The 23042-nt window shown below is 64.5% G+C and carries 25 protein-coding genes; 15 read left to right on the top strand and 10 right to left on the bottom strand.

The genetic code is table 11. The annotated features are described in order from the left end of the window. Nucleotides 1-15 precede the first annotated feature (15 nt). Both ACR652_RS20360 and ACR652_RS20355 read right to left on the bottom strand, forming a co-directional pair. Nucleotides 16-1038: a zinc-binding dehydrogenase gene (locus tag ACR652_RS20360; RefSeq protein ID WP_434508297.1), complete on the bottom strand. Its 1023-nt coding sequence runs from the start codon at nt 1036-1038 to the stop codon at nt 16-18. Nucleotides 1039-1066: 28 nt separating this feature from the next. Next, nucleotides 1067-1888, bottom strand: coding sequence for a lytic murein transglycosylase (locus tag ACR652_RS20355; RefSeq protein ID WP_434508296.1), 822 nt, complete (start codon nt 1886-1888; stop codon nt 1067-1069). Between the two features lie 241 nt (nt 1889-2129). Here ACR652_RS20355 and ACR652_RS20350 point away from each other — a divergent pair, with 241 nt between their 5' ends. After that, nucleotides 2130-2411 carry a hypothetical protein gene (locus ACR652_RS20350; protein ID WP_434508295.1) on the top strand — a complete coding sequence of 94 codons (282 nt, stop codon included), beginning with the start codon at nt 2130-2132 and terminating at the stop codon, nt 2409-2411. 72 nt (nt 2412-2483) lie between these two features. On the opposite strand, the gene ACR652_RS20345 is transcribed toward ACR652_RS20350, so the two are convergent. Then, nucleotides 2484-2702, bottom strand: coding sequence for an alkylphosphonate utilization protein (locus tag ACR652_RS20345; protein WP_434508294.1), 219 nt, complete (start codon nt 2700-2702; stop codon nt 2484-2486). Between the two features lie 221 nt (nt 2703-2923). Here ACR652_RS20345 and ACR652_RS20340 point away from each other — a divergent pair, with 221 nt between their 5' ends. Both ACR652_RS20340 and ACR652_RS20335 read left to right on the top strand, forming a co-directional pair. After that, the gene (locus tag ACR652_RS20340; RefSeq protein ID WP_434508293.1) at nt 2924-4543 is read left to right on the top strand and encodes an alkaline phosphatase family protein; all 1620 of its coding nucleotides are present in this window, start codon (nt 2924-2926) and stop codon (nt 4541-4543) included. Between the two features lie 197 nt (nt 4544-4740). After that, the gene (locus tag ACR652_RS20335) at nt 4741-6240 is read left to right on the top strand and encodes an FAD-binding oxidoreductase (RefSeq protein WP_434508292.1); all 1500 of its coding nucleotides are present in this window, start codon (nt 4741-4743) and stop codon (nt 6238-6240) included. Nucleotides 6241-6284: 44 nt separating this feature from the next. Here the strand turns inward: ACR652_RS20335 and ACR652_RS20330 are convergent, their stop codons facing one another. After that, nucleotides 6285-6959, bottom strand: a complete 675-nt coding sequence (locus tag ACR652_RS20330) for an alpha/beta hydrolase (RefSeq protein ID WP_434508291.1) — start codon at nt 6957-6959, stop codon at nt 6285-6287. 149 nt (nt 6960-7108) lie between these two features. On the opposite strand from ACR652_RS20330, the gene ACR652_RS20325 reads away from it, so the two are divergent. Further along, nucleotides 7109-8188: a hypothetical protein gene (locus tag ACR652_RS20325; protein ID WP_434508290.1), complete on the top strand. Its 1080-nt coding sequence runs from the start codon at nt 7109-7111 to the stop codon at nt 8186-8188. On the opposite strand, the gene ACR652_RS20320 is transcribed toward ACR652_RS20325, so the two are convergent. The 6 genes from ACR652_RS20320 to ACR652_RS20295 form a co-directional block, all read right to left on the bottom strand. Then, nucleotides 8185-9930, bottom strand: a complete 1746-nt coding sequence (locus ACR652_RS20320; RefSeq protein WP_434508289.1) for a hypothetical protein — start codon at nt 9928-9930, stop codon at nt 8185-8187. The two genes, ACR652_RS20325 and ACR652_RS20320, sit on opposite strands and share 4 nt — an antisense overlap. Nucleotides 9931-10245: 315 nt before the next feature. After that, the gene (locus ACR652_RS20315) at nt 10246-10731 is read right to left on the bottom strand and encodes a CesT family type III secretion system chaperone (protein WP_434508288.1); all 486 of its coding nucleotides are present in this window, start codon (nt 10729-10731) and stop codon (nt 10246-10248) included. Nucleotides 10732-10959: 228 nt separating this feature from the next. Beyond that, entirely contained in the window at nt 10960-12276 is a 1317-nt protein-coding gene (locus ACR652_RS20310) for a hypothetical protein (RefSeq protein WP_434508287.1), read from the bottom strand. Between the two features lie 55 nt (nt 12277-12331). Beyond that, nucleotides 12332-12817, bottom strand: a complete 486-nt coding sequence (locus ACR652_RS20305) for a CesT family type III secretion system chaperone (RefSeq protein ID WP_434508286.1) — start codon at nt 12815-12817, stop codon at nt 12332-12334. Between the two features lie 327 nt (nt 12818-13144). Continuing rightward, entirely contained in the window at nt 13145-13594 is a 450-nt protein-coding gene (locus tag ACR652_RS20300) for a hypothetical protein (RefSeq protein ID WP_434508285.1), read from the bottom strand. Beyond that, on the bottom strand, nt 13591-14250 hold the full coding sequence (locus tag ACR652_RS20295; RefSeq protein WP_434508284.1) for a hypothetical protein: 660 nt from the start codon (nt 14248-14250) through the stop codon (nt 13591-13593). Before ACR652_RS20295 ends, ACR652_RS20300 begins: the two co-directional genes overlap by 4 nt. Before the next feature lie 267 nt (nt 14251-14517). Between ACR652_RS20295 and ACR652_RS20290 the strand changes: the two genes are divergently transcribed. The 11 genes from ACR652_RS20290 to ACR652_RS20240 all read left to right on the top strand — a co-directional run bounded on the left by ACR652_RS20290 (nt 14518) and on the right by ACR652_RS20240 (nt 22931). Beyond that, a complete protein-coding gene (locus tag ACR652_RS20290; RefSeq protein ID WP_434508283.1) occupies nt 14518-15726 on the top strand; it encodes a cysteine desulfurase family protein in 1209 nt (402 codons plus the stop codon). 27 nt (nt 15727-15753) lie between these two features. Beyond that, the gene (sufB, locus tag ACR652_RS20285; RefSeq protein WP_434508282.1) at nt 15754-17223 is read left to right on the top strand and encodes a Fe-S cluster assembly protein SufB; all 1470 of its coding nucleotides are present in this window, start codon (nt 15754-15756) and stop codon (nt 17221-17223) included. Continuing rightward, complete coding sequence (locus tag ACR652_RS20280) at nt 17223-17591, top strand: nucleotidyltransferase domain-containing protein (RefSeq protein WP_434508281.1); 369 nt, start codon at nt 17223-17225, stop codon at nt 17589-17591. Before sufB ends, ACR652_RS20280 begins: the two co-directional genes overlap by 1 nt. Then, entirely contained in the window at nt 17588-17989 is a 402-nt protein-coding gene (locus ACR652_RS20275; RefSeq protein ID WP_434508280.1) for a HEPN domain-containing protein, read from the top strand. Before ACR652_RS20280 ends, ACR652_RS20275 begins: the two co-directional genes overlap by 4 nt. A gap of 47 nt (nt 17990-18036) precedes the next feature. Continuing rightward, on the top strand, nt 18037-18786 hold the full coding sequence (sufC, locus tag ACR652_RS20270; protein WP_434508279.1) for a Fe-S cluster assembly ATPase SufC: 750 nt from the start codon (nt 18037-18039) through the stop codon (nt 18784-18786). 3 nt (nt 18787-18789) lie between these two features. Further along, the gene (gene sufD / locus ACR652_RS20265; RefSeq protein ID WP_434508278.1) at nt 18790-20073 is read left to right on the top strand and encodes a Fe-S cluster assembly protein SufD; all 1284 of its coding nucleotides are present in this window, start codon (nt 18790-18792) and stop codon (nt 20071-20073) included. Continuing rightward, nucleotides 20073-21314 carry a cysteine desulfurase gene (locus tag ACR652_RS20260; protein ID WP_434508277.1) on the top strand — a complete coding sequence of 414 codons (1242 nt, stop codon included), beginning with the start codon at nt 20073-20075 and terminating at the stop codon, nt 21312-21314. Before sufD ends, ACR652_RS20260 begins: the two co-directional genes overlap by 1 nt. Before the next feature lie 16 nt (nt 21315-21330). Further along, nucleotides 21331-21708, top strand: a complete 378-nt coding sequence (locus tag ACR652_RS20255) for an SUF system Fe-S cluster assembly protein (RefSeq protein WP_434508276.1) — start codon at nt 21331-21333, stop codon at nt 21706-21708. A 13-nt stretch (nt 21709-21721) separates the two neighbouring features. After that, nucleotides 21722-22153: a VOC family protein gene (locus ACR652_RS20250; RefSeq protein WP_434508275.1), complete on the top strand. Its 432-nt coding sequence runs from the start codon at nt 21722-21724 to the stop codon at nt 22151-22153. Between the two features lie 45 nt (nt 22154-22198). Beyond that, a complete protein-coding gene (locus ACR652_RS20245) occupies nt 22199-22570 on the top strand; it encodes a HesB/IscA family protein (protein ID WP_434508274.1) in 372 nt (123 codons plus the stop codon). A gap of 121 nt (nt 22571-22691) precedes the next feature. Next, nucleotides 22692-22931, top strand: coding sequence for a hypothetical protein (locus ACR652_RS20240; RefSeq protein ID WP_434508273.1), 240 nt, complete (start codon nt 22692-22694; stop codon nt 22929-22931). The last annotated feature ends 111 nt before the right edge of the window (nt 22932-23042 follow it).

The following is a 23042-nucleotide window of genomic DNA, read 5'->3' as shown; positions in this document are numbered from 1 at the left end:
AAGCCGCGCGACGGTTCACGGTTTCAGCAGGACCTTGCCGAGATTCTTCCGGTCCTGCAGATAATGATGCGCGAGCGCGGCCTCCTCCAAGGCGAACGCCTTGTCGATGCGGGGGCGGATGGCGCCCGCGTTCCAGAGCGCCAGCAGGTCCGTCGACCAGCGCCGCAGGCGATCCGTCTCGCCCCACATGCGGCCGAGATTGACGCCGAAGACGCCCTTGTTGGCGTTGATCAGCGTCATCGGCATGAACTGGAAGAGCGGCGTGGCGATCAGCGCGCGCAGCACATTGAGCAGATCGCGCTCCTTCGCGTTGACGAAGGAGGAGACCCCGAACATGCCCAGCCGGCCCGTCGGCGCCAGCATGCGGAAACTTCTCTTGAAGGAGGAGCCCGCGTTGGGGTCGAGGACGAGCTCGACGCCGCGCCCTTTGGTAATGTCTTTCACACGCGCTTCGAGAGGCTCCGCTCGCGCGTCGATGAACCAGTCGGCGCCAAGCCTTTCGAGCTCGGCATGCTTCCATTGCGAGGCGACGCCGATGACGCGCGCGCCCAGATGCTTGGCGATCTGCGTCGCCGCAATGCCGACGCCGCCGCCGGCCGAATGCACCAGCATGGTTTCTCCCGGCTTGAGGGCGCCCATGACGACGACGAGTTGCCAGGCCGTCAGATAATTCACCGGAAGCGCCGCGCCTTCCTCGGCGGACATGTCGGCGGGCCGGATGAAAACCTGATCCTGCGGCGCGCAGATTACATCGGAGTAACCGCCGAAATGCGTCGCGGCGAAGACGTCGCGGCCAATCCATTGCGCATCGACGCCGGGTCCGACGGCGTCGACCCGGCCGGCGACCTCGTAGCCGACAACGGCGGGCAGTCCCGGCAGATCGGGATAAATGCCCAGGCGGGCGAGAATATCCGCGAAGTTCACGCCGCTCGCCTCGACACGGATGCGTACTTCGCCCGCGACCGGCGCGGGATCGGGCGCGTCCTTGACCTGGAGAACCTCGGGCCGCCCGGCTTTCGTGATCCAGACCTGTCGCATGTTGGCCTCGCTTTCCTGTGCTGCGCCTCTACTGGCCTTCCGAGAGCCGCGTCGCAAAATAGGCGAGGGTTTTCGCGTAGACGCTCGCCTGATTCCATTCGAGGAACACGGGGTAATTGGCGTCGCCCTCCGCCCAGCCCGCGCCCGGCCGCCAGCCCTTGCCCTTGAGATAATTCGCGGTCGAGGCCAGCGCGTCGGCGGGGGAGCGAATGAGATCGCGCCTGCCGTCGCCGTCGAAATCGACGGCATAGGTCAAATAGGATGACGGCATGAATTGCGTCTGGCCGATTTCGCCGGCCCAGTCTCCGCGCATCTGCGCCGCCGCCATGTCGCCCCGCTCGACGATCGTCAGCGCGTCTTTCAGTTCCTGCGTGAATTTGGCGGAGCGGCGGCAATCATAGGCCAGCGTCGCGAGCGCCTGTGTGGTTCTGAAATGGCCATTGTCCGCGCCGAAGCCGGTCTCGAGCCCCCAGATCGACACGAGCACCGGACCGGGCACGCCGTAGCGGGTCTCGATCTCGCGCAGCAGCGTCGCGTGGCGGCGCAGCAGCTCCCGGCCGCGACCGAGGCGCGAGGGCGTGACGAGACGCGCCGCGAATTTTTCGAAGCTCAGACGGAAAACCTTCTGGCTCCGGTCGCGGGCGATGATGGCGCGGTCATAGGCGACGTCGTCCAGCGCCGCCGCCAGCGTGCGCGGCGAGACGCCCTGCGCAGCCGCCTCGGCGCGGAAATCGGCGAGCCAGGCCGGAAACCCCTCGGCGGCGTTCCCGCAGGCGGCCGCCGTCGCGCCGGCGGTCGCGGCCAAGAGCGCGAGCGCCGCAGCGCAGGCAAGTGAAAAGGTCTTCGTCATTGTCCTCATCGAAAGATCGTCCACCTGAAACGCGCGAGATCACGGCCGCTCCCTCCCGGAAGGAGGCGGCCACACCGGGATTGATCATCGGACTCGATAGGAATGCAACCAATCCTTAACCGGTTTCTCAAATAGTAAACGAAGTTGTTTCGGTCTCACACATGCGCATCGCGGGTTGTGACCGGGGGCAACCTGTCCGAGTCGCCGCGAGTCCCAGAGAATGATTACCTGTGAGCACAGCTTGAACGACGCCTACGATCTGGCCTTGCGCGTGGGGCGCGGCGCTGCGCGGGACTATGTGAGGGAACGGCGCGAGGTCGCGCCCGAGCGGCAGGACGAACTCCTCGGCGTCTTCATCATCGGTCTGGAAGAGGCGCTGACGAGCGTGATCTCGGGTCGCGACGAGGCGCTTCCCGATATTGTCGAGGCCGCCATCGAGGCCTTCGTGGCGGAAGCGGACCGCTGGCCGGCTCCCGCGTCCGATCCGGAACGTCTGTTCGATTTCGACTCGCTGCTGGCCTGATTTTTCCGAAGTCTCCGCGAGAACACAGGCGAAGCAACGCAGGCCGGATGGCCCTCGTCGCTTCGCCGAAACTCACGCCTTCTTGACGAACTCCGTCCGCAGCACGAGGTCCTTGACCTTTTCAGCCCGGCACTCGATCTCGGCGGGATCGCCGGTGAGGCGAATATTCTTGATGAGCGTGCCGCGTTTGAGCACGATCGACGAGCCCTTGACCTTCAGGTCCTTGATGAGCGTCACCGAGTCTCCGTCCTTCAGTTCGGCTCCATTGCTGTCTCTGACAATTTCCGTCATTCGTACCCCGCTTGCTCCTGCTTGCTAGATTTCCACGCCCGCATATAGGCGAAAAGCCGCCGGCGACAAAAGCACAAGCGCGGCCGCGCCCCTCCCTTGCTTCCTCCCCCCTCTGAAGCCCGCTCCGGAGACTGCAACATGTTTGTCGCCGAAAGGTCACGCGCAAGAAATGATGCGTGACTACACGACTTTTCATTTCCAATATTTAAAGGCTGAACGAGATGAAAAGTCGAACGCTTGCCGCCGTTGTTTCGGCGTCCCTGACGCTGTCGCCCCTGACGGCGTCCGCTGAAATGGCGCTGATCGAACGGGTGGATCTGGCCCAGTTCAACCACGTCGTCGTGATCTACGAAGAGAATCACAGCTTTGACAATCTGTGGGGCACATGGGGCGACGTCGGATCGGACGACGTCAAGGGCCTGCGCGACGCCGACGCCGCGCATACCAAGCAGGCGCGGCTCGATGGCTCCCTTTACAACTGTCTGCTCCAGAACGATCCGCACTTCACGTCGCCGCCGCTGAGCGGAACATGCATCGAACCGTCGCCGTATGGCGCGAGCCATTTTCCGAACGCGCCGTTCAGCATCGACAGCGTCCTCTCCAACGCCCAGAACACGGAGGATCTGGTCCATCGCTTCTACAATGAGCAATTCCAGCTTCATCAGGGGCGGCAGGATCGTTATACGCTCGGCAGCGACGCGGCTGGCCTGACGCAGGGCTATTACAAGGCGCAGAACCTGCCGCTCTTCCAGTATCTGCACGGCGTCGGCGCTCCGAAATATGTCATCGCCGATGGTTTCTTCCAGGCGGCCTTCGGCGGATCGTTCCTCAACCATCAATGGCTCGTCGCCGCGACGACTCCGGTCTTCGCCAGCGCGCTGAACGATGGGTCGTCGTTCGATCTGCACTCCGGGCTCGACTCCAATCTCATGCCGGCGAGCACGCCGCTCTACGCCAATCCGCTGGGATCACTGGCGAAGGACCTGGCGCTCACGCAATCCTGCTCTCCCGCGCCCTCCCGCGCACCGAAGCAGCCGGGCGCGGTTTGCGGCGATTATGTCGTCAACACGATCCAGCCGGCCACCCAGCCTTATGCTCCCGGAACCGCGACGCAGAAGCGTCTTCCGCTTCTCGATGGCCCGACGATCGGCGATCGCCTGACCGAGCGTCGCGTCGACTGGGCGTGGTATTCCGGCGGCTGGTCGAACGCGGCCGGCAAGGTCGGCGCGCCGGGCTGGACGAATGGCGATGCGGGCGCCTGCGCCGATCCCAACACCATTGCGGGCGCGGTCTACCCCAACTGCCCGAACAAGCTGTTCCAGTTCCACCATCAGCCCTTCAACTACTTCTCCCGCTACGCCTCCGGCGCCGCCCGCGACGCGCATCTGCTCGATGAAGTCGAATTCCTCAAGGCGGCGCAGACCGGCGCGCTGAAGCCGGTCAGCTTCATTAAGCCGATCGGCGGCGACAATGAGCACCCCGGTTACACCAACGTCGCGGCGGGCGACTCGCATCTGGTCGAGCTGATCAAGGCGGTGGTCAACGGCCCCAACGCCTTCGATACGCTCATCGTGATCACTTACGATGAGTTCGGCGGCGCCTGGGATCACGTCCCGCCTCCGGGGCAGGGTCGCGGCGGCGTGCATGATCAGTGGGGTCCCGGCACCCGCATTCCGGCGATGCTGATTTCCCGCCGTTTCATCAAGTCGGGCGTCGATCATCTGGATCACGACACGACGTCGATCCTGCGCCTGATTGAAGAGCGGTTCAACGTCTCGCCTCTCGGCGCGCGTGACGCAAGCGTGCGCAGCCTGTCGTCGGCGCTCGTGAAAGGCATGTAAGCCGGGCGGGCCATTTCGGGCTCGCCGGACATCGTGGTTCTCAGGAAACGCCCCTCGCGCTGACATCGGCGCGGGGGGTGCGCGTTTTATCGGCCGCCTCCGCAAACCCTCGCGCGCCGGGAAAGCCTGCCCACTTGCCAAACGGCGAGGCCCGTGTTCGCTTGCAAAAAGTTTCATGCTGGTGAGGCTTTAGAAGAATGGATACGTCTCGTCGCCACATTCTGCGCGGCGGCGCCGCGCTCGTCGCCGGCGCCATGGCGGATGCGCCGCGGCGCGGTTTCGCCGGACCCGCCCTTGCCAGCTCCGATGGTCTCGGCGCGCTCGCGCGCAGTCTGAAGGGCCGGCTCATCCGGCCCGGCGAGACGGGCTACGTTCAGGCGGCGTTGCCCAATAATACCCGCTATGCGGAAACCTTCCCCCGAGCGGTCGCAATTTGCGCCAATGACTCTGACGTACAGCTCTGCGTCGCATGGGCGCGTGACAACCGCGCGCCCTTCGCGGTGAAGTCGGGCGGGCACAACTACGCCGGCTTTTCAGTGACCGAGGGGCTTCTCATCGACGTGCGGGCGATGAAGGCCACGCGTCTCGACGCGCGCAATGGAGTCGTTTACGCGCAGGCGGGGGTCAACAATGCGATCATGGCGGCGACGCTCTCGGACGCGCCGCTGGCGGTGCCGGCCGGACGCTGCCTCACAGTCGGCGTCGCGGGGCTGACCATGGGCGGCGGCTGGGGATTTACGGCCACGCGCGCGGGCCTGACCTGCGACAGCCTGCTCGCGTCCGAGGTGGTGCTGGCGGATGGCCGCAAGGTTCTGGCCGACGCGCGCAACAACGCCGATCTGTTCTGGGGCCTGCGCGGGGGCGGCGGCGGCAATTTCGGCGTCAACACCTCCTTCGCCTATCGGCTCGCCGATGTCTCAGGTCCGGTCACGGCGTTCCAGATCGTCTGGCCAGCGAACCGGTTCGTCGCGCTCGTCTCCGCCTTGCAGGCGATCGAGAACGAGAATGTGCGGCAGATGTCGATGCGTCTGGCGCTGACCCAGACGCAGGCCGGCGCCAATCCGTCGCCGGACGAGCTGGAAGTCGACTGTCTGGGACAGTTCTTCGGCTCCAGGAAGCAGCTTCTCGACATCCTTGCGCCGGCCTTCTCGATTTCCCCGCCGGCGTCGCAGCAGGTCCAGGAGGGCGGGTTCTGGCAGGCGGCCAAATTCCTCGCGGAGCCGGGCCTGCCGCATATGTTCGATTCGCGCTCGGCCTATGTCGCCACTGCGCTGAGCCCCGATGCGCTGGACACGCTGTTGCGGCTGGTGACGAAATGGCCCGGCGGCGCCGTGGCGCAGGACGGACTCGCCAAGCTCTTCGCCATCGGCGGAAAGGTGCGCGACGTGCCGGCGGACGCGACGGCCTATGCGCACAGAAACGCCAATTATATTTTCGAGATCATGCCGGTGAACGACCCGTCCGACCGCGACGACGTCATCGCCCGTCAGGCCGACTGGCTCGCAGCGACATTCGAGGCCATGCAGAGGCACCTTCTGCCGGCCTCCTATGTGAATTTCCCCAACCGCAGCCTGCCGGGCTGGGCGCAGCGCTATTACGGCGCCAACCTTGGCCGGCTGTCGCAGGTCAAGCGCCGCTACGACCCGGACAACGCCTTCCGCTTCGCCCAGAGCATTCCCCTCTTCGCCGCGAGCTGAAGGGGAGGGGGCCCGCCGGGTGAAGGCGGAGTCGGTGGCGTGCGTCAGTCCCCGCGCGCGGGGATGGCGATGCGCGGCGGATTGCCGAGACGCCTGTCGAGATAGGCGTCGACATGCGCGATCAGCGGCTCCACCCTGTTCTCGAAGAAGTGGTTGGCGCCCTCGACCACGGCGTGCTCGATGACGATTCCCTTCTGGGTCTTGAGCTTTTCGATCAGCCCCGTGACTTCCTTGAGCGGCGCCACGCGGTCCTGATCGCCGTGGATGAACAGGCCCGAGGACGGGCATGGCGCAAGGAACGAAAAGTCGAAGCGGTTCGCCGGCGGCGCGACCGACACAAATCCCTCGATCTCCGGACGGCGCATGAGCAACTGCATGCCGATCCACGAGCCGAAAGAGACGCCGGCGATCCAGCAGGCGCGCGCCTCCGGATTGACGGCCTGCGCCCAGTCGAGCGCGGCGGCGGCGTCGGACAATTCGCCCGAGCCGTGGTCGAACGCCCCCTGCGAGCGGCCGACGCCGCGAAAATTGAAACGCAGCACGGAAAATCCGCGCTCGGCGAAGGCGTAATAGAGATGGTAGACGATCTGATTGTTCATCGTCCCGCCGAATTGCGGGTGGGGATGCAGGATGATGGCGATCGGCGCGCCGCGCGTGGCGGACTGATGAAAGCGGCCTTCGAGCCTGCCGGCCGGACCGGTGAAGATGACTTCGGGCATGGGAATTCCCTGTGGAAACGGGGCAGGGCGCCTTTTACCATGCTTGACGAGGTAAAATGCAAGGGAATTCGCAAGCTTCCCGCAAGGATGCGCCCGGCGCTCTCGCGCTTGCGGCCGGCGCTCCCCACATCCCCTCCATGAGGCTTCGGATGACAATGACGCGGGCGGCGGTCTTTCTCGCGGCCGGGCTGTGCCTGTTCTGGCTCGCGGCGCAAAGCTTTGCCCCAGCGCGGGACGGGCTGCGCGTCGCGGCGGCACGGAACGACCCCGTCGCGCTCGCCGACGCGCGGCTGGATCAGACCTTTACGACGGCGCGTTTCGCCGAGGGTCTGGACGCGGCGCTGGCGGCGGGCGACGCGGATCTCGCGCGAAGCTTCATCGAGCTGGGCCGGTCTCGGGGGCTCTTCGCATCCCAGGCCCAGCAGGCGCGCCTCGCGGCGCTCGAAGCGGCGTCGACAGACAGGGCGGCGGCGGATTTCGCCGAGGGGTTCCTGCACGGCGCGCGCGACACGGGGCCGGCTTTCGCGGGCGCCTTGACCGGCGATCTGACGGGCTACGGCGACCTTCGCGACCTCTGGACCGAAGGCGAAAAGGTCCGGCGCGGCGAAACGCCCGACGAACTCGTCGTCGGTCTCGCCACGGCGGGGCTGGCGCTCAGCGTCGCCACCTGGTCGAGCGTCGGGGCGGCGCTGCCGGCGCGTTCGGGCCTCACACTGCTGAAAGGCGCGCAGAAAGCTGGCCGCCTGTCTCGCCCGCTGGCGAGATCGCTTGTCGCGGCGGGCGCCAAGGCCATCGACCGCGAGGCGCTGACGGGGGCCATGGCGGCGGCGGCGAAGTTGGACGTCGCGGCCGCGCGCGCCGCCGCCACGCGGGTCGTGAAGCCGGGCGCCCTCGCGACGTTCCGCCTGCTCGGCGAGGACATGGCGACGCTCTACCGCCGCGCCGGGGCGCGCGGCGCGCGGGACGCTCTCGCGCTGGCCGAAGACGGCGCGGAGCTGCGCAAGGCGGCGCGCCTCGCGGCCGCGAGAGGGGCGGGAACGCGTGCGATCCTCGCGACGCTGGGGCGCGGCGCGCTTGTCTTCGGCGGCCTCACGGCGGCGGCGGTCAACGCCATTTTCACCTTTGCGACCACGCTTCTGGGCCTCGCCATGCTGGCGCGGCGCCTCGGCGTCTGGCTCGGGCGCCGCCTGTGGCCCCGTGTCGGGAAGCGGGCGGCGGGCGCCTTCTAGGTGACTTGCGGCCGTGGCGCGGCTTGCGCCGCGTCGGAGCGCAAGAGCGGGGCCAGACGCTCGTCGACTTCCCTGTTCGCCTTTTCCCGGGCGCGGTCTAGGGAGCGCTCATTGATCCCGACGGCGCTTGTCGCGAGAAACTCATCAACCGACTTCCGCAACTGGACTTCGAAGCTGTCTGTCAGAGTCTTGATCATTTCAGAATTCGTATCCTTGAGCACGGCAGAGTCGCGCAACCTTTTTTCAAAGCCAAAGGTCGCAGCGGTGACAATCGACTCAGCTTCACTGGCGGCGCTGTCTTTCACCCGCCATGACGCGAGGCGCTTGTCGACAAGCTCGCGCGCAAGCGTCATCGCCGCCTGTTCGCTTGCCGAGCTTTGGTCCGGGGTCCTCGACATCAGCAACTGCTCAATCTCGGTCCTGACCTCTCCCTGCAAAAGACGGATTTCATCGCTGATCTCCGTCTTCATCTGATCGTCTTCCAGCGCGCTCGGGGAAAGCGCGTCGTTCAGCCCGAGGTTGAATTGCGTCAGCGCGAAGTTGGTCATGTCCTCGGCAATCGCTTGCGCGTAAAGGCGTTGCTGTTCACGAGCGGGGTCGGCCATTTGGGCGGGCGCCGGCGCTGGCGCGCTATTCGCGACCGGCGGCGCGGCGCCGGCGGCGGCGCCGGGAAGGCCTCCACGCCTCGGCGGGGAGTGGGCGCCGATGACGATGCCCCTCGACTTGTAATAGGCGCGCGCCTCCATCCCCGGCGGCGGGGTCATCCTCGGCGCGAATTGCATGTTCTGACGCTGCTGGGCCGTCAGAGCCGGCGCTGCCTGCGCTCGGACCCCGGCGGCTGCGCGGTTGGCGCGCGGCTGGTAGTCCTGCGCCCTTGGCTCCGTCACCTTCCACTGCGGCGCCGGAGCCGCCGTTTGCCCCGGCCCAGGCGCGGCTGTCTGAGCCGGCGCGACCCCTGCGGGAATCGGCGGCGGCGGGTTGCCGAGGGGCGGGGGTGGGTTGTGGAGCGGCGGCGCCGCCGGATGCGCCTGTAGCCCAGCGTTCTGTAGCGCAGAATGGGGAGGCGCATGTAGCGCATCAGGCGGGGGCGGCGGGGGATCGCTCGGCGCGGGCGGATTGAGTTGTCGCGCTGGCGGGTTGGTAGGTAGGGGTGGCGGGTCGTCGGGTGGCGGCAGAACGTCAGTCGGCGGCGGGCCAGGCGGCAGCGGCGCCGCCGCCCCATTCCACATCGCGGCGGTTTGATTCAGATTTGTCGTGAAAAGCGCGCCGTCGGGCGTCGGCGGCAGGTCGCTAGGGGGGCCGTCGTCACTGTCAGCAAGCTCGGACGTCGGTGGCGGCGCGGCCGGCGGCTCACTCTCGGGCAGGTCGATCGTCTCGAGCCCCGCCTCGAAGAAGGGCGCCGTTGGCGGCGCAGGTTGAGTCGACTTCTGCACGAGGTCGGCGGGCTCCACTTGCATCGCGCTCGCCATTTGCGCCAATTGATGCCCTTCGACCCCCTGCTTCCCAACGCTCTCCAACCGTTGGGCGTCATTGACATCCGCCGCCTTCTGCGCCGACGAAAGCGGCGAACGCGACAGCATCCGCTCGCGATCCGCGTGGCTGCGTTCCTGCTGCTGCTTGCCGATCCACTCGAGAGCGATGGGAACTTGTGACGGCAAGGTGGCGCCGATCTGCGCTCTGGCTGCCGCAATCTCTTTCTCGCCCGCCCTGTCCCCCAACATCTGCTCGATCTGGGAACGCACCTTGGCTTCGTACAAGTTGCACGCAGTTTCGACATCGCCCGGGTGCGTGCTTCCCAAATCTATGCGGGTCCGAACTTCGTCGTAAAACCTTCTGCTGGTCTCAGTAACGATTTGCTTGACGATCTCGTCTCTTTTGCCTTGCGATGCGGGCCCGGTTGGCGGCTTCAGGCTGATCGAACCTCGGCTGCTTTTACCGGTTTTCTGCGTCGTCGGGCTTGAGGAAGGCGACGATTCGGTCGGCCTTCCCGCCCTCAGACGGCTCGCATAGCTCGCTAGAGTTATCCCACCCATCGTCTCGCCTCCTCGCCGTCTCGCCTAGAGTTTGAACATCACAAGGGACGCGTCGTTGCCTTGCGTGGCTTTTTCCAGAAACTCCCGCACCATCGCCGGGCCTTCGTTGAGCGTCGAGATCAGCTCCCTCGCGGAGCGGCACTTGGTCACGATCAGGGCCAGTTCGGCGTCAAGCTGCTCCGAGTCGATGTTCGTCAGCGGCACGCTTTGCTGAAGCTGCAAGGCGCCGCTCGTCGCGTCGGCGCAAAAGCTCAGCCCGCCGGAGAGGCCGAGCGCGGCGTTGAGTTGCAGCAGAACCGGGGCGAGCTGCTCCAATTGCTCCGGGGCGATGCTCTCGACCGTCGAGGCCATGGCCAGACGCCCGAAATCCTCATCGTGACGCACGACGACCGTGACGTCGTCAACGACGAATTCGCCCCCGTCCGGGTCGATTTCGAACTCGCCCATTCCGACGGATCGGCAGTAATCCTCCAGCAGGCGCGTGAAGGCGGTCGGTTCATGCGTGCGCATCGCGGCTCCTTTCGCGGCGGGGCCGGAAACCAATTGTCAAGAATAAGCCTGTCGGCCGCACAGTCAATTCGACGAAAGCTGGCGTTTGCCGCGCCCTTCGCGTTTTACGACAGCCGCGCGCGGGGCGGGGCGCGCGTCCGCGCGCCCCGAAACCTACCGTGGAGCCGCCCGACTGGCGTCGGGCGGCGTCCCGCTGTTACTGCGGCGCCTTCCGGTCAGTCCTTCTTATCACTGGGCTCCTTCTTCTCCTTCTCCTCGGCGCCCTTTGGAGACAGCGCGCCCGTCGCGTTGGGAGTGGTGGGCTTGGTGATGGCCCCCCCCCCGCGTCGATTTGGTCAACGTTGGCCTGTTCCCGCCGGTTGTTGATCTTTTGATTCCAGTTCTCCGGCCGCCATCATTCAGGGCGACATTTTTTTTGTCATTTTCTCGCACTTGCAGCGGGCTCTCGGGTTCCTCCGGAACGGAGCGCAGTTTCTGAGGTCCGCCGTTATTGTTGCTTTCGATTTTACCGCTGTTGCTGTCCGATATCTCCCGTAGAACAGACTCCAAGTCCTCTTCCGGGTTGGAAACTTTCGTGCCATCAGGGAATATATAACCTCCGTCGCCATTGTTGCTTTCGAAGCGGCGAAGGTCGCCGTTGTCTGAAAATTCACTGTATATATTCTCGGAGCTTCCATTCAGTCCGGCGCCATGGCTGGCGTTATTTTCAGCGGGTGGCGAAGCGTATTTCTCATCCCCTAGATTGTTTGCCCTCACCAGAACCTGCGGAGAGGGGGAGGGAGAGCCAGTGGAGTGGCCTTGCTTGCCAATAAAATGATTGCCCGGAGAGTTGACCGATTTTCTTCTGGAGCCTGCGTCTTTTATAAGCTTCGAATTCCATGTGGCTTTGCTGGGAAGCGGCGAGGGCGAGGGAGACGGCGAGGGAGAAGGAGTTACGTTGGAGCTTGGATCATGCTTTGCGCCTGCCTGCAGAAGCGCATTCGCTTTTCGTTGCTGCTTCTCATGGAGTACCCCAAACATCTCAAGAGCTTTATTGTTAGCGAATTCTCCAGTTTCCTCAAGCGCCTCTTTCAAGTCTGCCACTGTAAGTGCTTTATAATTTGAAAATTTGGCCGCTAATGTGTCGTCGCCATTTGCTGCCTTAGCCCCCAAAAAATATCCGAATCGACCCTGAACCTCGTTTACAAACTCCTGCACAAATTCGTTGTAACTATCCTTTGGCCAGTTTTTTTTATCCCAGCCCTCTGGAAGCGAATTCATTGCATCTTGAGCTATATGGCCAACAGCGTACTTCGCGCCTTGTTTTACATTCCATATCGTCCCCAGTACCCGTCCGGCTCTGTCTGAAGCCAATTTTTCGCCTCGGCTATTGGTAACCGGACTATCGTTGAACTTCTTTAAGGTGGCCTTTCCCGCTTTTGCACTGAAGCCTTCTAGGTTGTCGGACTTGTTCAATAGCAAAATGGATGCGTCATTTTTCTCTCCGGGAATGGTTTCGATAAACGAAGCCAAGGCATTTCTTGCGTTGTCGCTGATCGAGGACATGTTTTTGCTCCATCCTTGTTAACTCAGAGTCGTTACGTGGCGGGCGCACCACTCATCACCCCTTGAACTTAACCATGCCATCCTCAGACTCTTTCGTCTCCTCGCTCGCCGCGGCCTGAAGCAAATTGTCCGCCTCGTTCATCGCGCCGAGCAGCTCGCGCGCCGCGCGGCATTTGGCGACGAGGGCGGCGAGTTCTTCGTCGATGTCCTCGGAGGTCGTGTTATTGAGGGCGAGGCTGATGTAGAGGCGCAGTTCGCCGCTCTCGATATCGGCGCAGAAGGCGTGTCCGCCGCTCAGGGCCAGCGCGGCGTTGAGTTGCAGCAATTGCGGCGCGAGCTGCGGCAATCTCTCCACGGGAACCGTTTCGACAACCGTCATCATCGAAAGCCGCTCGAACTCGTCGTCGTGCTGGACCGCGACCTCCACGTCGCCGATTTCAAAAATGCCGCCCTCCGGACCGATCTCGACATCGCCCATGCCGATCGAGCGGCAATAGGCTTCGAGCAGCAGGTTGAATGCCGTTGGCTCATGCGTTCTCATTGCGCGACTCCTGTGCGGCGGCGCTGGGGAAGGCCGGGATTTCTTAAGAGCTTGTTAAGAGCGAGTATTGCAGCGCCCGCGCTGGAGTCAATCAACCATGTGCTTGATTTTCAACCGTGTTTCGCGTCAGGCGCGAGTTCGGCGATCTCCCGGCGCCGGCCATTGCGCGGCAAGGCGTTCGCATGACTGCTAAATTTGAAAGGCCGCGCGCGCATGCGGGCCGGGCGCGAAAAATTTCATCCCGTTCATCGAAATGGTGGCGGCAATGCAATCATTGCGGCGACCGCCACCCGCTTGGGACGACAGAGGCTCACGCCCCTGTCTTCCTTACTTTTTGGCCGCCTGCTTCAGTGCATCAACAATAGCGGCCGCGATAGCCTTGTCGAGATCGCCGCCCATATCGGACAGCAGGCTGTTTGTCGCCAGTTGCTCGACGCGTGCATGCAGCGCGTCTTTCGCCGCTTCGCGGTTGCGGGCCTCGCTTGAACCAACAAAGCCGCGCGTTGGAAGTTTCGCATGGAAGTCTGCGACCGCCTGATTTGCCTTCTCCGTCGCGAGACGTGGCACATCACTGGCGTTTACTTTCGCGCGGGTCACGGCCTCAGGCGGCCGGGGTTGATCGGCGTGCGTTTGCGGTTGTGACGCCACAGGATTGGCGGGCGGTTTCGGGACCCCGAGCTTATCGTCGATAAGCCGCGCCGCAAGCTCTTTGGCCGCCATCAATTCCGGTTTCGCAATGGGGCCTTGTTTTGCCTTTTCTGATAAAAATTTCGTCACTTGTTCGTAACGATTTTTTTAAATCCCGCGGCAGCCTGATCGCGCTGCTCCTCCGTCAAATTCGGAAATCGCGGCTCCAGCCCGGCTCGATAGTCCTTCTGCGCGGCTTTGGAGATGATCCCGGCGGCGTCGTGTATCAATGTTTCAGGAGATCTGGTTTCAAGAAATCTGGCGGTTGGAGGTTGCGCACGTGGCTTGTCGATGAAGCTGGTCCCTGCGAGAGTCTCATTCGCAAGGGCGTTTACCTTGTTTATAGCGTCCCGCACGTCGGCCACCGTCAGGCGGCGGCCCCCCGGCGTTTCCTTCTTCTGCAGGAGTTCCTTTGCGGCGGTGCGAGCGGCGTCTTTGAATTCGTCCAGCGCGCTCAGCACCTTAGTCGGGCTGACGTCTGTCGCTTCGCCGAGGTTGGCGCGAATTCTATCACTCATTTCATTCGTTGCGCAGCGTACGATTGCGGAGGCGATAACCTCTGCGGCTTTGTTCTGGCCGGGTTCGGCCCTGGCGCTTCGGAACGTCAACGCGCCGATGAGGCCGCTACGGCCAATCTTCGGTCGCCCGTCGCCGCCGAGTTTTACGGAATCTGTCTTGTGGCCGGCATCGACGCCGCCGAGAAGGGACTTGAATGCGGTGTTCCGTGTGAGGTCGATATTGGACACGGCTTCCTCCCTGCGCGTTATGCAAGCCGACAAAGCGGCGGGCCGTTGCTCATGCGCGCCCGCGCGGCGCGGGCGGTTCAGACTTCCTCAACCATCATTGTGACGTTCGAGCTGTTCGTCAACGACACGCCCGCTGAGTTTCAACGGCCTCTCCCGTCATGCGCGAGTGACGTGTTCGGAAATGAAGTCGCGCCTATCCCGCCGTTCTCAAACCAAGCTCCCGTAAAACCCCTCCCGTCGCGGGGCGGAAACGATTACATCTCCGACATGCCCGTGAATCGCATCTATCTCGACCACAACGCCACGTCGCCGCTGCGGCCGGAGGCGCGGGCGGCCATGCTCGCGGTGCTGGAGGGCCCCGCCAACGCCTCCTCGGTCCATGCCGAAGGGCGGGCGGCCAAGGCGGCGCTGGAGCAGGCCCGCGCGACCATCGCCAGAGGGCTCGGAACCGCCGCCCGCAACGTCACCTTCACCAGCGGGGCGACGGAGGCCGCCAATCTGGTCCTCACCCCCATGGTGCAATGCGGCAGAGAGTCCGGACCGATGGACCTCCTGCTGGTCGGCGCGGGGGAGCATCCCGCTGTGCTGCAGGGGCGCCGATTCGCGGCCGGGACGGTTGAAACGGTGGCGTTGACGCCCGAGGGCGCGCTCTCCCTTGCGGCCCTCGACGCGGCGCTGGCGCGTCATGCCGGGCGGCGGGTCATGCTGGCGGTGCAGGCCGTCAACAATGAAACCGGCGTGATTCAGCCGGTCCGGGAGGCCGCCGAGCGGGTCCATGCGGCGGGCGGCCTGCTGGTCTGCGACGCCACCCAGGCCATTGGCCGGATTGATCTGACATTCGCGACAAGCGAATCGGATTTCCTGTTCTTTTCCTCACACAAGCTCGGCGGGCCCGTGGGGGCGGGGGCGCTTGCCGCAGCGCGGGAGACGCTCCACATCTCCGAGACGCATCTGCGCGGCGGCGGGCAGGAACTCGGCCGCCGCGCCGGGACCGAGAATGTCGCCGCAATCGCCGGATTCGCCGCGGCCTTCGAGGCGGCGCTCCGTGCGGGGGAGGCCGAAGGCGCGCGGCTCGCGCCGCTGCGCGATCTGGCGGAAGAAAAGATTGCCCAAATCGCCCCCGACGCCCGGTTTTTCGGCCGAAAGGCGGCGCGCGTCGCGGGCGTCAGCGCCTTCGCCATTCCGGGTATTCCAGCGCATACGCTGTTGATGGCGCTGGACCTTTCGGGCATCGCCGTCTCCAGCGGCTCGGCCTGCTCGTCGGGCAAGGTGCGGGAGTCGCATGTGCTGGCGGCCATGGGGGCGCCAGAAAAAGAGGCGTTGCGCGTCAGTCTGGGTTGGTCTACGCGCGATGACGATGTAGAACAGTTTGGAATGGTTCTTGCGGAGGTCGTGGACCGGATCAGGTCGCGGCGGTCCGTCGCCTGGAGCCCAGCGCTCCAACGGGCGGAACCGGGATCGGCCGACGGGCCTTGAACCCGTCGCGACGAGGAGATGAGAGACATGGCGGCTCGTCAGGAGACCGTTGCGCGCGTCGAGGAAATCGACGTCGACGCCTATAAGTATGGCTTTACGACCGATATCGAGTCGGAGAAGGCCCCCAAGGGCCTGAGCGAAGACATTGTTCGCTTCATCTCCGCCAAGAAGAACGAACCAGACTGGCTGACCGAATGGCGCCTGGAGGCCTATCGCCGCTGGCTGACCATGGAGGAGCCCAATTGGGCGCGGGTCAGCTATCCGCCGATCGACTATCAGGACCTCTACTATTACTCGGCGCCGAAATCGACGCCGGGGCCGAAATCGCTCGACGAGGTCGATCCCGAACTGCTGCGCACTTATGAGAAGCTCGGCATTCCGCTGCGCGAGCAGGAGATTCTGGCCGGCGTCGAGACGCGCAAGGTCGCGGTGGACGCGGTGTTCGACTCCGTGTCCGTCGCCACGACCTTCAAGGAGGAGCTGGCCAAGGCGGGCGTGATCTTCTGTCCGATCTCCGAGGCCGTGCAGACCCACCCCGAGCTGGTGCGCAAATATCTCGGCTCGGTCGTGCCGGCGACGGACAATTTCTATGCGACGCTGAACAGCGCGGTGTTTTCGGACGGCTCCTTCGTCTATGTGCCGAAGGGCGTGCGCTGCCCGATGGAATTGTCGACCTACTTCCGCATCAACGAGCAGAAGACGGGGCAGTTCGAGCGCACGCTGATCATCGCCGACGAAGGCGCCTATGTCAGCTATCTCGAAGGCTGCACGGCGCCCAAGCGCGACGAGAACCAGCTCCACGCGGCCGTTGTCGAACTGGTTGCGCTCGACGACGCGGAAATCAAATATTCGACGGTGCAGAACTGGTATCCGGGCGACAGCGAGGGCAGGGGCGGGATTTACAATTTCGTCACCAAGCGTGGCGACTGCCGAGGACGCAATTCGCATATTTCGTGGACGCAGGTGGAAACGGGTTCGGCCATCACCTGGAAATATCCGTCCTGCATCCTGCGCGGCGAGGGCTCGCAAGGCGAGTTCTATTCGATCGCGGTCTCGAACGGCCATCAGCAGGTCGACAGCGGCACGAAGATGATTCATCTCGGCCGCAACACGAAGAGCCGCATCGTCTCCAAGGGCATTTCGGCGGGCAAGTCGCAGAACACCTATCGCGGGCAGGTGTCGGCGCATCGCAAGGCGGACGGCGCGCGCAACTTCACCCAATGCGACAGTCTGCTGATCGGCCATGACTGCGGCGCGCATACGGTTCCCTATATCGAGTCGAAGAATCCCAGCGCCCAGTTCGAGCATGAGGCGACGACGTCGAAGATTTCCGACGACCAGCTCTTCTACGCGATGCAGCGCGGGCTTTCGGCGGAGGAGGCGACCGCGCTGATCGTCAACGGCTTCGTGCGCGACGTGTTGCAGCAATTGCCGATGGAGTTCGCGGTCGAGGCGCAGAAGCTGATTTCGATCTCGCTCGAAGGGAGCGTGGGGTGATGGGGGCGGTCACGAACATTCGTTCGAATCACGGTGTCTTCGCCGACGAGGGCGCGGCGCTTGCCTCCATCGTCTCGCGGCTGCGTGACGCGCTCGACCCCAAAGAAATCTGGCTCTTCGGTAGTCGTGCGCGAGGCGAGGCGCGCCCCGATAGCGATTTCGATCTTCTCGTCGTCGCCAAGCGGGGCGGCGCTTTCGGATCCGATGATTACGAAATAGTCGATGCGCCACTGAACGGCTGCGGTGTCGGTTGCGACATCGTTCCTTGCTCGGCCAAAGATTTCGAGGACGGCGCGGCTCTCCCGACGTCCTTCGTGTCGCGCATCCTGCGAGAGGGGAGGAAGCTTTATGATGCGGGCTCCCCATGAGCGCCGAAGCGCACAGGCAAAGGCGCGTCGCGTCTTTTCTCGCGCTCGCCGAGGAAGATTTCTCCGCGGCCGGCGTGTTGCTCGAAAAATTGCCGAGGCAAGCGGCCTATTTCCAGCAGCAATGCGTCGAGAAGCTTCTGCGCGCTGTGCTGGAGGCGGAAGGTGTTCCGGTCGGTCCGACCCACAATATCCGTCAGCTTGCCGACATGCTGCCGGGAGATCACGTGCTGAAAGCTGGGTTTCTGCAGTTCGAAACGCTGAGTTCCGCTGCAACACGCTTTCGTTATCCAACAGCTTCGGGCGCGGTCGCCAGTCCGCCTGGGGGCGAAGCGCCCGAACGGCAACAGAAAATTGAACGCCTGAAAAGCGACGTTGGCGCATTCCTCGCGAAGCGCTGAAAGGAAACAAGGCCCGGCGCGGTCGGGGACCAAAAAGGAGCAGATGAGTGCTCGTCATTAAAAATCTCCACGTTTCGGTCGGCGACCGGAAGATTCTCAAGGGCCTGTCCCTCACCGTGCGCGACGGCGAGGTCGCGGCGATCATGGGGCCGAACGGCACGGGCAAGTCGACGCTGTCTTATGTGATCTCCGGCCGCGAGGGCTATGAGATCACGGATGGCGAAGTGCTGCTCAATGGCGAGAACATTCTCGAACTCGATCCGCACGAGCGCGCGGCCAAGGGGCTGTTTCTGGCCTTTCAGTATCCGGTCGAAATTCCCGGCGTCGCCACCATGACCTTCCTCAAGGCGGCGATGAACGCGCAGCGGCGGTCGCGGGGCGAGCCCGAATTGCAGACGCCCGACTTCATGAAGCGCGTGCGCGACGCCGCCGCCAAGCTCGGCGTGTCGCAGGAGATGCTGCGCCGGCCGCTGAATTCCGGCTTCTCCGGCGGCGAGAAGAAGCGCATGGAAGTGTTGCAGATGGCGCTGCTGGCGCCCACGGTCGGCATTCTCGACGAGACCGACTCCGGGCTCGACATCGACGCGCTGCGCGTCGTGTCCGAGGGCGTCAACGCGCTGCGCGCGCCCGAGCGGTCGTTCCTGGTGATCACGCATTACCAGCGGCTGCTCGATTACATCAAGCCGGACACGGTCCATGTGATGGCCAATGGCCGCATCATGCGCAGCGGCGGGCCGGAGCTGGCGCTCGAACTGGAAGAGCGCGGCTATCAGGACTACGTCGGCGAGGCGGCCTGAGCCATGACCAGAACCACGACAGAAGCCGATACGGCGCTTGCCGCGCTCTTCGAGGAAATGAAGGGCAGGGGCGGCGCGAGCCTTCGGGCGACCGCGTGGCAGGATTTCGCGCGGAGAGGCTTGCCGAACCGTCGTGTCGAGGCCTGGCACTACACCGACATCAAGGCGGCGCTCGCGAAGCCTGCGCCGCTCGCGGCGACGATCTTGGCTCCAAACCTGCCGCGCAGCCATGACTCCGTGCGGCTCGTGACGCTCGACGGCGTGTTCCGGCCGGACCTGTCGGATGTGGCGGATTTGCCGGACGGCGTCACCGCCCAGCCGCTGCGCGACGCGCTGGCGCAGGGCGCGCCCGGAATCATGGCGCTCCTCGCGAGCGCCGATGTGCAGACCGACGACGCGCTGGCGTCGCTCAACGCCGCGCTGATGCAGGACGGCGTGGTTCTGCGCATTCCGGCCGGCGCGGCGCTGGAGCGCACGATCGAACTGGCGAGCTTCGTCTCGGGCGACGCCGCGCAATCCAGCTTCACGCGCTCGCTCGTCATCCTCGGCCGGGGCGCGAAAGCGACGATCGTCGAGACAGCCGGCGCGCTTGGAGGCGCGGCGGCGCAGGACAATCAGGCGCTGATCCTGCGGCTGGCGACGGGCGCCACGCTCGAACTCGTCACCCATGCCGTTGGCCAGAGCGACGCGCTGGTGCGGGTGATGAGCCTTCTCGCCCATCTCGATGTGGATGCGACGCTGAATTCCGTCGCGCTGCTCGAAGGCGCGGGGCTCCTGCGGCGTCAGATCTTCGCGCGGCTCGACGGCGAGCGCGCCAGGCTTGCCTTGAACGGCGCGACGCTCGCGCGCGGGCGCCAGCATGTCGACACGACCCTTGTCGTCGATCACGCCCTGCCGCATGGCGAGAGCCGCGAGCGGTTCCGCAGCATTCTCGACGAGAGTGGGACGGGCGTGTTTCAGGGCAAGATCGTCGTGCGGCCGCATGCGCAGAAGACGGACGGCGTCATGCAGTCCAAGGCGCTGCTGCTCGCCGACGGCGCGACGATGAACAACAAGCCGGAGCTGGAAATCTTCGCCGATGACGTTCAATGCGGACATGGCGCGACCTGCGGCCGGCTCGACAAGGACCAGCTTTTTTACCTCATGGCGCGCGGCCTGCCGCGCCGCGAGGCGGAGCAACTCTTGATCGAGGGCTTCGCCAATGAGGCGTTCGACGGGCTGGAGAACGAGGCGCTGCGCGAGTATCTTCATGCGCGCGTTTCGGCCTGGCTCGCGGGGAGATCGTGATGAGCGAGAACGCGCCGCTGAAATTCTATAATGTGGAGGCCATCCGCGCGGATTTTCCAATTCTCGCGGAGAAGCCCTATTGCAAGCCGCTCGCCTATCTCGACAACGCCGCCTCGGCGCAGAAGCCGCGCGCGGTGATCGAGCGGCTGGCGCATTTCTACGAGCATGAATACGCCAACGTGCATCGCGGCCTGCATTATCTCGCCAACGCCGCGACGGAGGGCTATGAGGGCGCGCGCGAGACGCTGCGGCGCTTCCTCAATGCGGAGTCGACGGACGAAATCATCTTCACGAGAGGCGCGACGGAGGCGCTGAACCTCGTGGCCTCGTCCTTCGGGCTGGCGCATATCGGCGAGGGTGACGAGATCATCCTTTCGCTCATGGAGCATCACTCCAATATCGTGCCCTGGCATTTCCTGCGCGAACGCAAGGGCGCCGTGATCAAATGGATCATGCCGGACGACGACGGCCGCATCGATCTCGACGCCTTCGAGAAGATGTTCACGCCGCGCACGAAGATCGTCTCCGTGACGCATATGTCCAATGTGCTGGCGACGCCGACCCCCGTTGCCGAGATGGCGCGCATCGCCCATGCGCATGGCGTGCCGATCTGCGTCGACGGCTCTCAGGGCGCGGTGCATCTGGATGTCGACGTGCGCGCGCTGGATGTCGACTTCTATGTCGTCACCGGCCACAAGCTCTACGGCCCGACAGGGGTCGGCGCGCTTTACGGCAAGCGGAAATGGCTCGAAAACCTGCCGCCTTTCGCCGGCGGCGGGGAGATGATCGAGACCGTCACGCTCGATACTGTGACCTACAACGCGCCGCCCCACCGCTTCGAGGCGGGCACGCCGCCCATTGCGCAGGCGGTCGGCCTCGCGGCGGCGCTGGACTATATCGAGAAGATCGGCAAGGGCGCGATCCGCGCGCATGAGGCGCAGCTCACCGCCTATGCGCAGCAGCGCCTGTCCGAGATCGACGGATTGCGCATCTTCGGCAATGCGCCGGACAAGGGGCCGATCGTGGCCTTTGAAATGGCGTCGGCCCATGCGCATGACATTGCGACGATCATCGACCGATCGGGCGTCGCTGTCCGCGCCGGCACGCATTGTGCGATGCCGCTGCTCGCGCATTTTGGCGTGACCTCGACCTGCCGGGCCTCCTTCGCGCTCTACAATACGCGCGAGGAGGCAGACCGGCTGGCCGAGGCCTTGCTGAAGGCGCAAAAACTTTTCGCGTGAGGAGGTTCTCTTGCTGATGAGCGAAGCTCTCGACACAGGCGCGACGCAGGGCGCGGTGGAAACGGACCAGGCTGCCGAAGCCTCGGAAACCGAGCGTCTGGCGAACGACGTCATCAAGGCGCTCAAGACCGTCTACGATCCGGAAATCCCGGCCGACATCTACGAGCTGGGTCTGGTCTACCGCATCGACATCGCGGACGAAGGCGTCGTCGAAATCGACATGACGCTGACGGCGCCCGGCTGTCCCGTTGCGGGCGAAATGCCCATATGGGTGAAAAACGCAGTGAGCGCCGTGCCGGGCGTCAGCGACGTCAAGGTCAACATGGTGTTCACGCCGCCTTGGGATCAGAGCCGCATGTCGGACGAGGCGCGCGTCGCGCTCGACATGTGGTGAGAGAGGAGGGCGCATGACCGCGCGTCACCCTGCGCCGGGGAAGCCGAAAGTTCTGGAAACCGCGCTTTATGTCGACGATCTCGCGCGGGCCGGCCGGTTCTACGGCGCGGCGCTGGGACTCGAGCCCATGACGCAGGACAGCCGCATGTGGGCGCTGGATTGCGGCCCCGCGAGCGTGCTGCTGCTGTTCCGTCGTGGGGGAACTCTGGAGACGGTCGAACTTCCCGGCGGACGCATTCCGCCGCACGACGGGGCGGGCCCCGCCCATCTCGCCTTCGCCGTCGACGCGCAAGAATTGCCTGCCTGGGAAGCGCGTCTCGCGGAATGCGGCGTGGAGATTGAAGCGCGCATGACGTGGCCGCGCGGAGGCGAGAGCCTTTATTTCCGTGATCCGGATGGCCATCTGGTGGAATTGGCCACGCCGGGGCTCTGGGAGAATTATTAGAAATTGGCCGGTCGAACGAACCGTCCATCGAAGAAGAGAGAAGACATGGCCCTCCCTAAAATGGATGTGATGACTGTGAGCCCCGCCGCCGCCGAACGCGTGCGCGGGCTTCTGGCGACGGCCGCCGACGGCGCCGGGCTCCGCGTTTCGGTGGAGAAGGGCGGCTGCGCCGGCATGTCCTACAAGATGGAGATCGGCGCGCCGCAGAGGGGCGACGAGGTGGTCGACTTCGAGGGCGGCCGGGTCATCGTGGACGCAAAGGCCGTGCTTTATCTGCTCGGGACCCGGATGGATGTGAAGACCGACCAGTTTTCCTCCACCTTCGTGTTCGAGAATCCGAATCAGACCTCGGCCTGCGGCTGCGGCGAGAGCGTCGAACTGAGGCCGGCCGACCCCGCGCAGCTCGGAGCCGTGTGAGCCTGTCTGTCGTGACCCCGCGTTAACCCTGATGACGCGTTTCCGCGGCCGCTGACTGCGGACAAAGAATTTTTTCAGCTTCTTAAGGCAAAGCTTCAGTTAACATTAGCTGGAGTCGCCGATGTCCGTGTTCCGATCGCCCCTCGTCGTGTCGAGTCTCGCTTTGCTCGCGGCCCTGTCGCTGTTTCCCGGCAAGGGGATGGCGCGGGAGCGCCGGCCCCCTGGGCAGGGGACGGCGGCGGAGGTCGCGCCGATGCAGGACGAGGCGCCCGAGGACATCATCTTCGTGATGCCGCCGCTGAAGCCGGTGAAAGGCGCGCTGGCGTCGAAAAAAGGTAAGCGCTCAACGCCTCCCGTGTAGCGGACTTACGCTTGGACGCCGATGATTGGTTGCCCTGGATTCGGGTGATCGACATAGGTCTGAGCATATGTCTGGAGATAGAACGTTTCAGGTTTTGGATGTGAGCCCAGC

It is taken from the genome of Methylocystis sp., assembly GCF_051061225.1.
Taxonomy (GTDB): Bacteria; Pseudomonadota; Alphaproteobacteria; order Rhizobiales; family Beijerinckiaceae; genus Methylocystis.
Note: the sequence above shows the minus strand (reverse complement) of the source record. Positions and strands in the feature narration are given on the sequence as shown.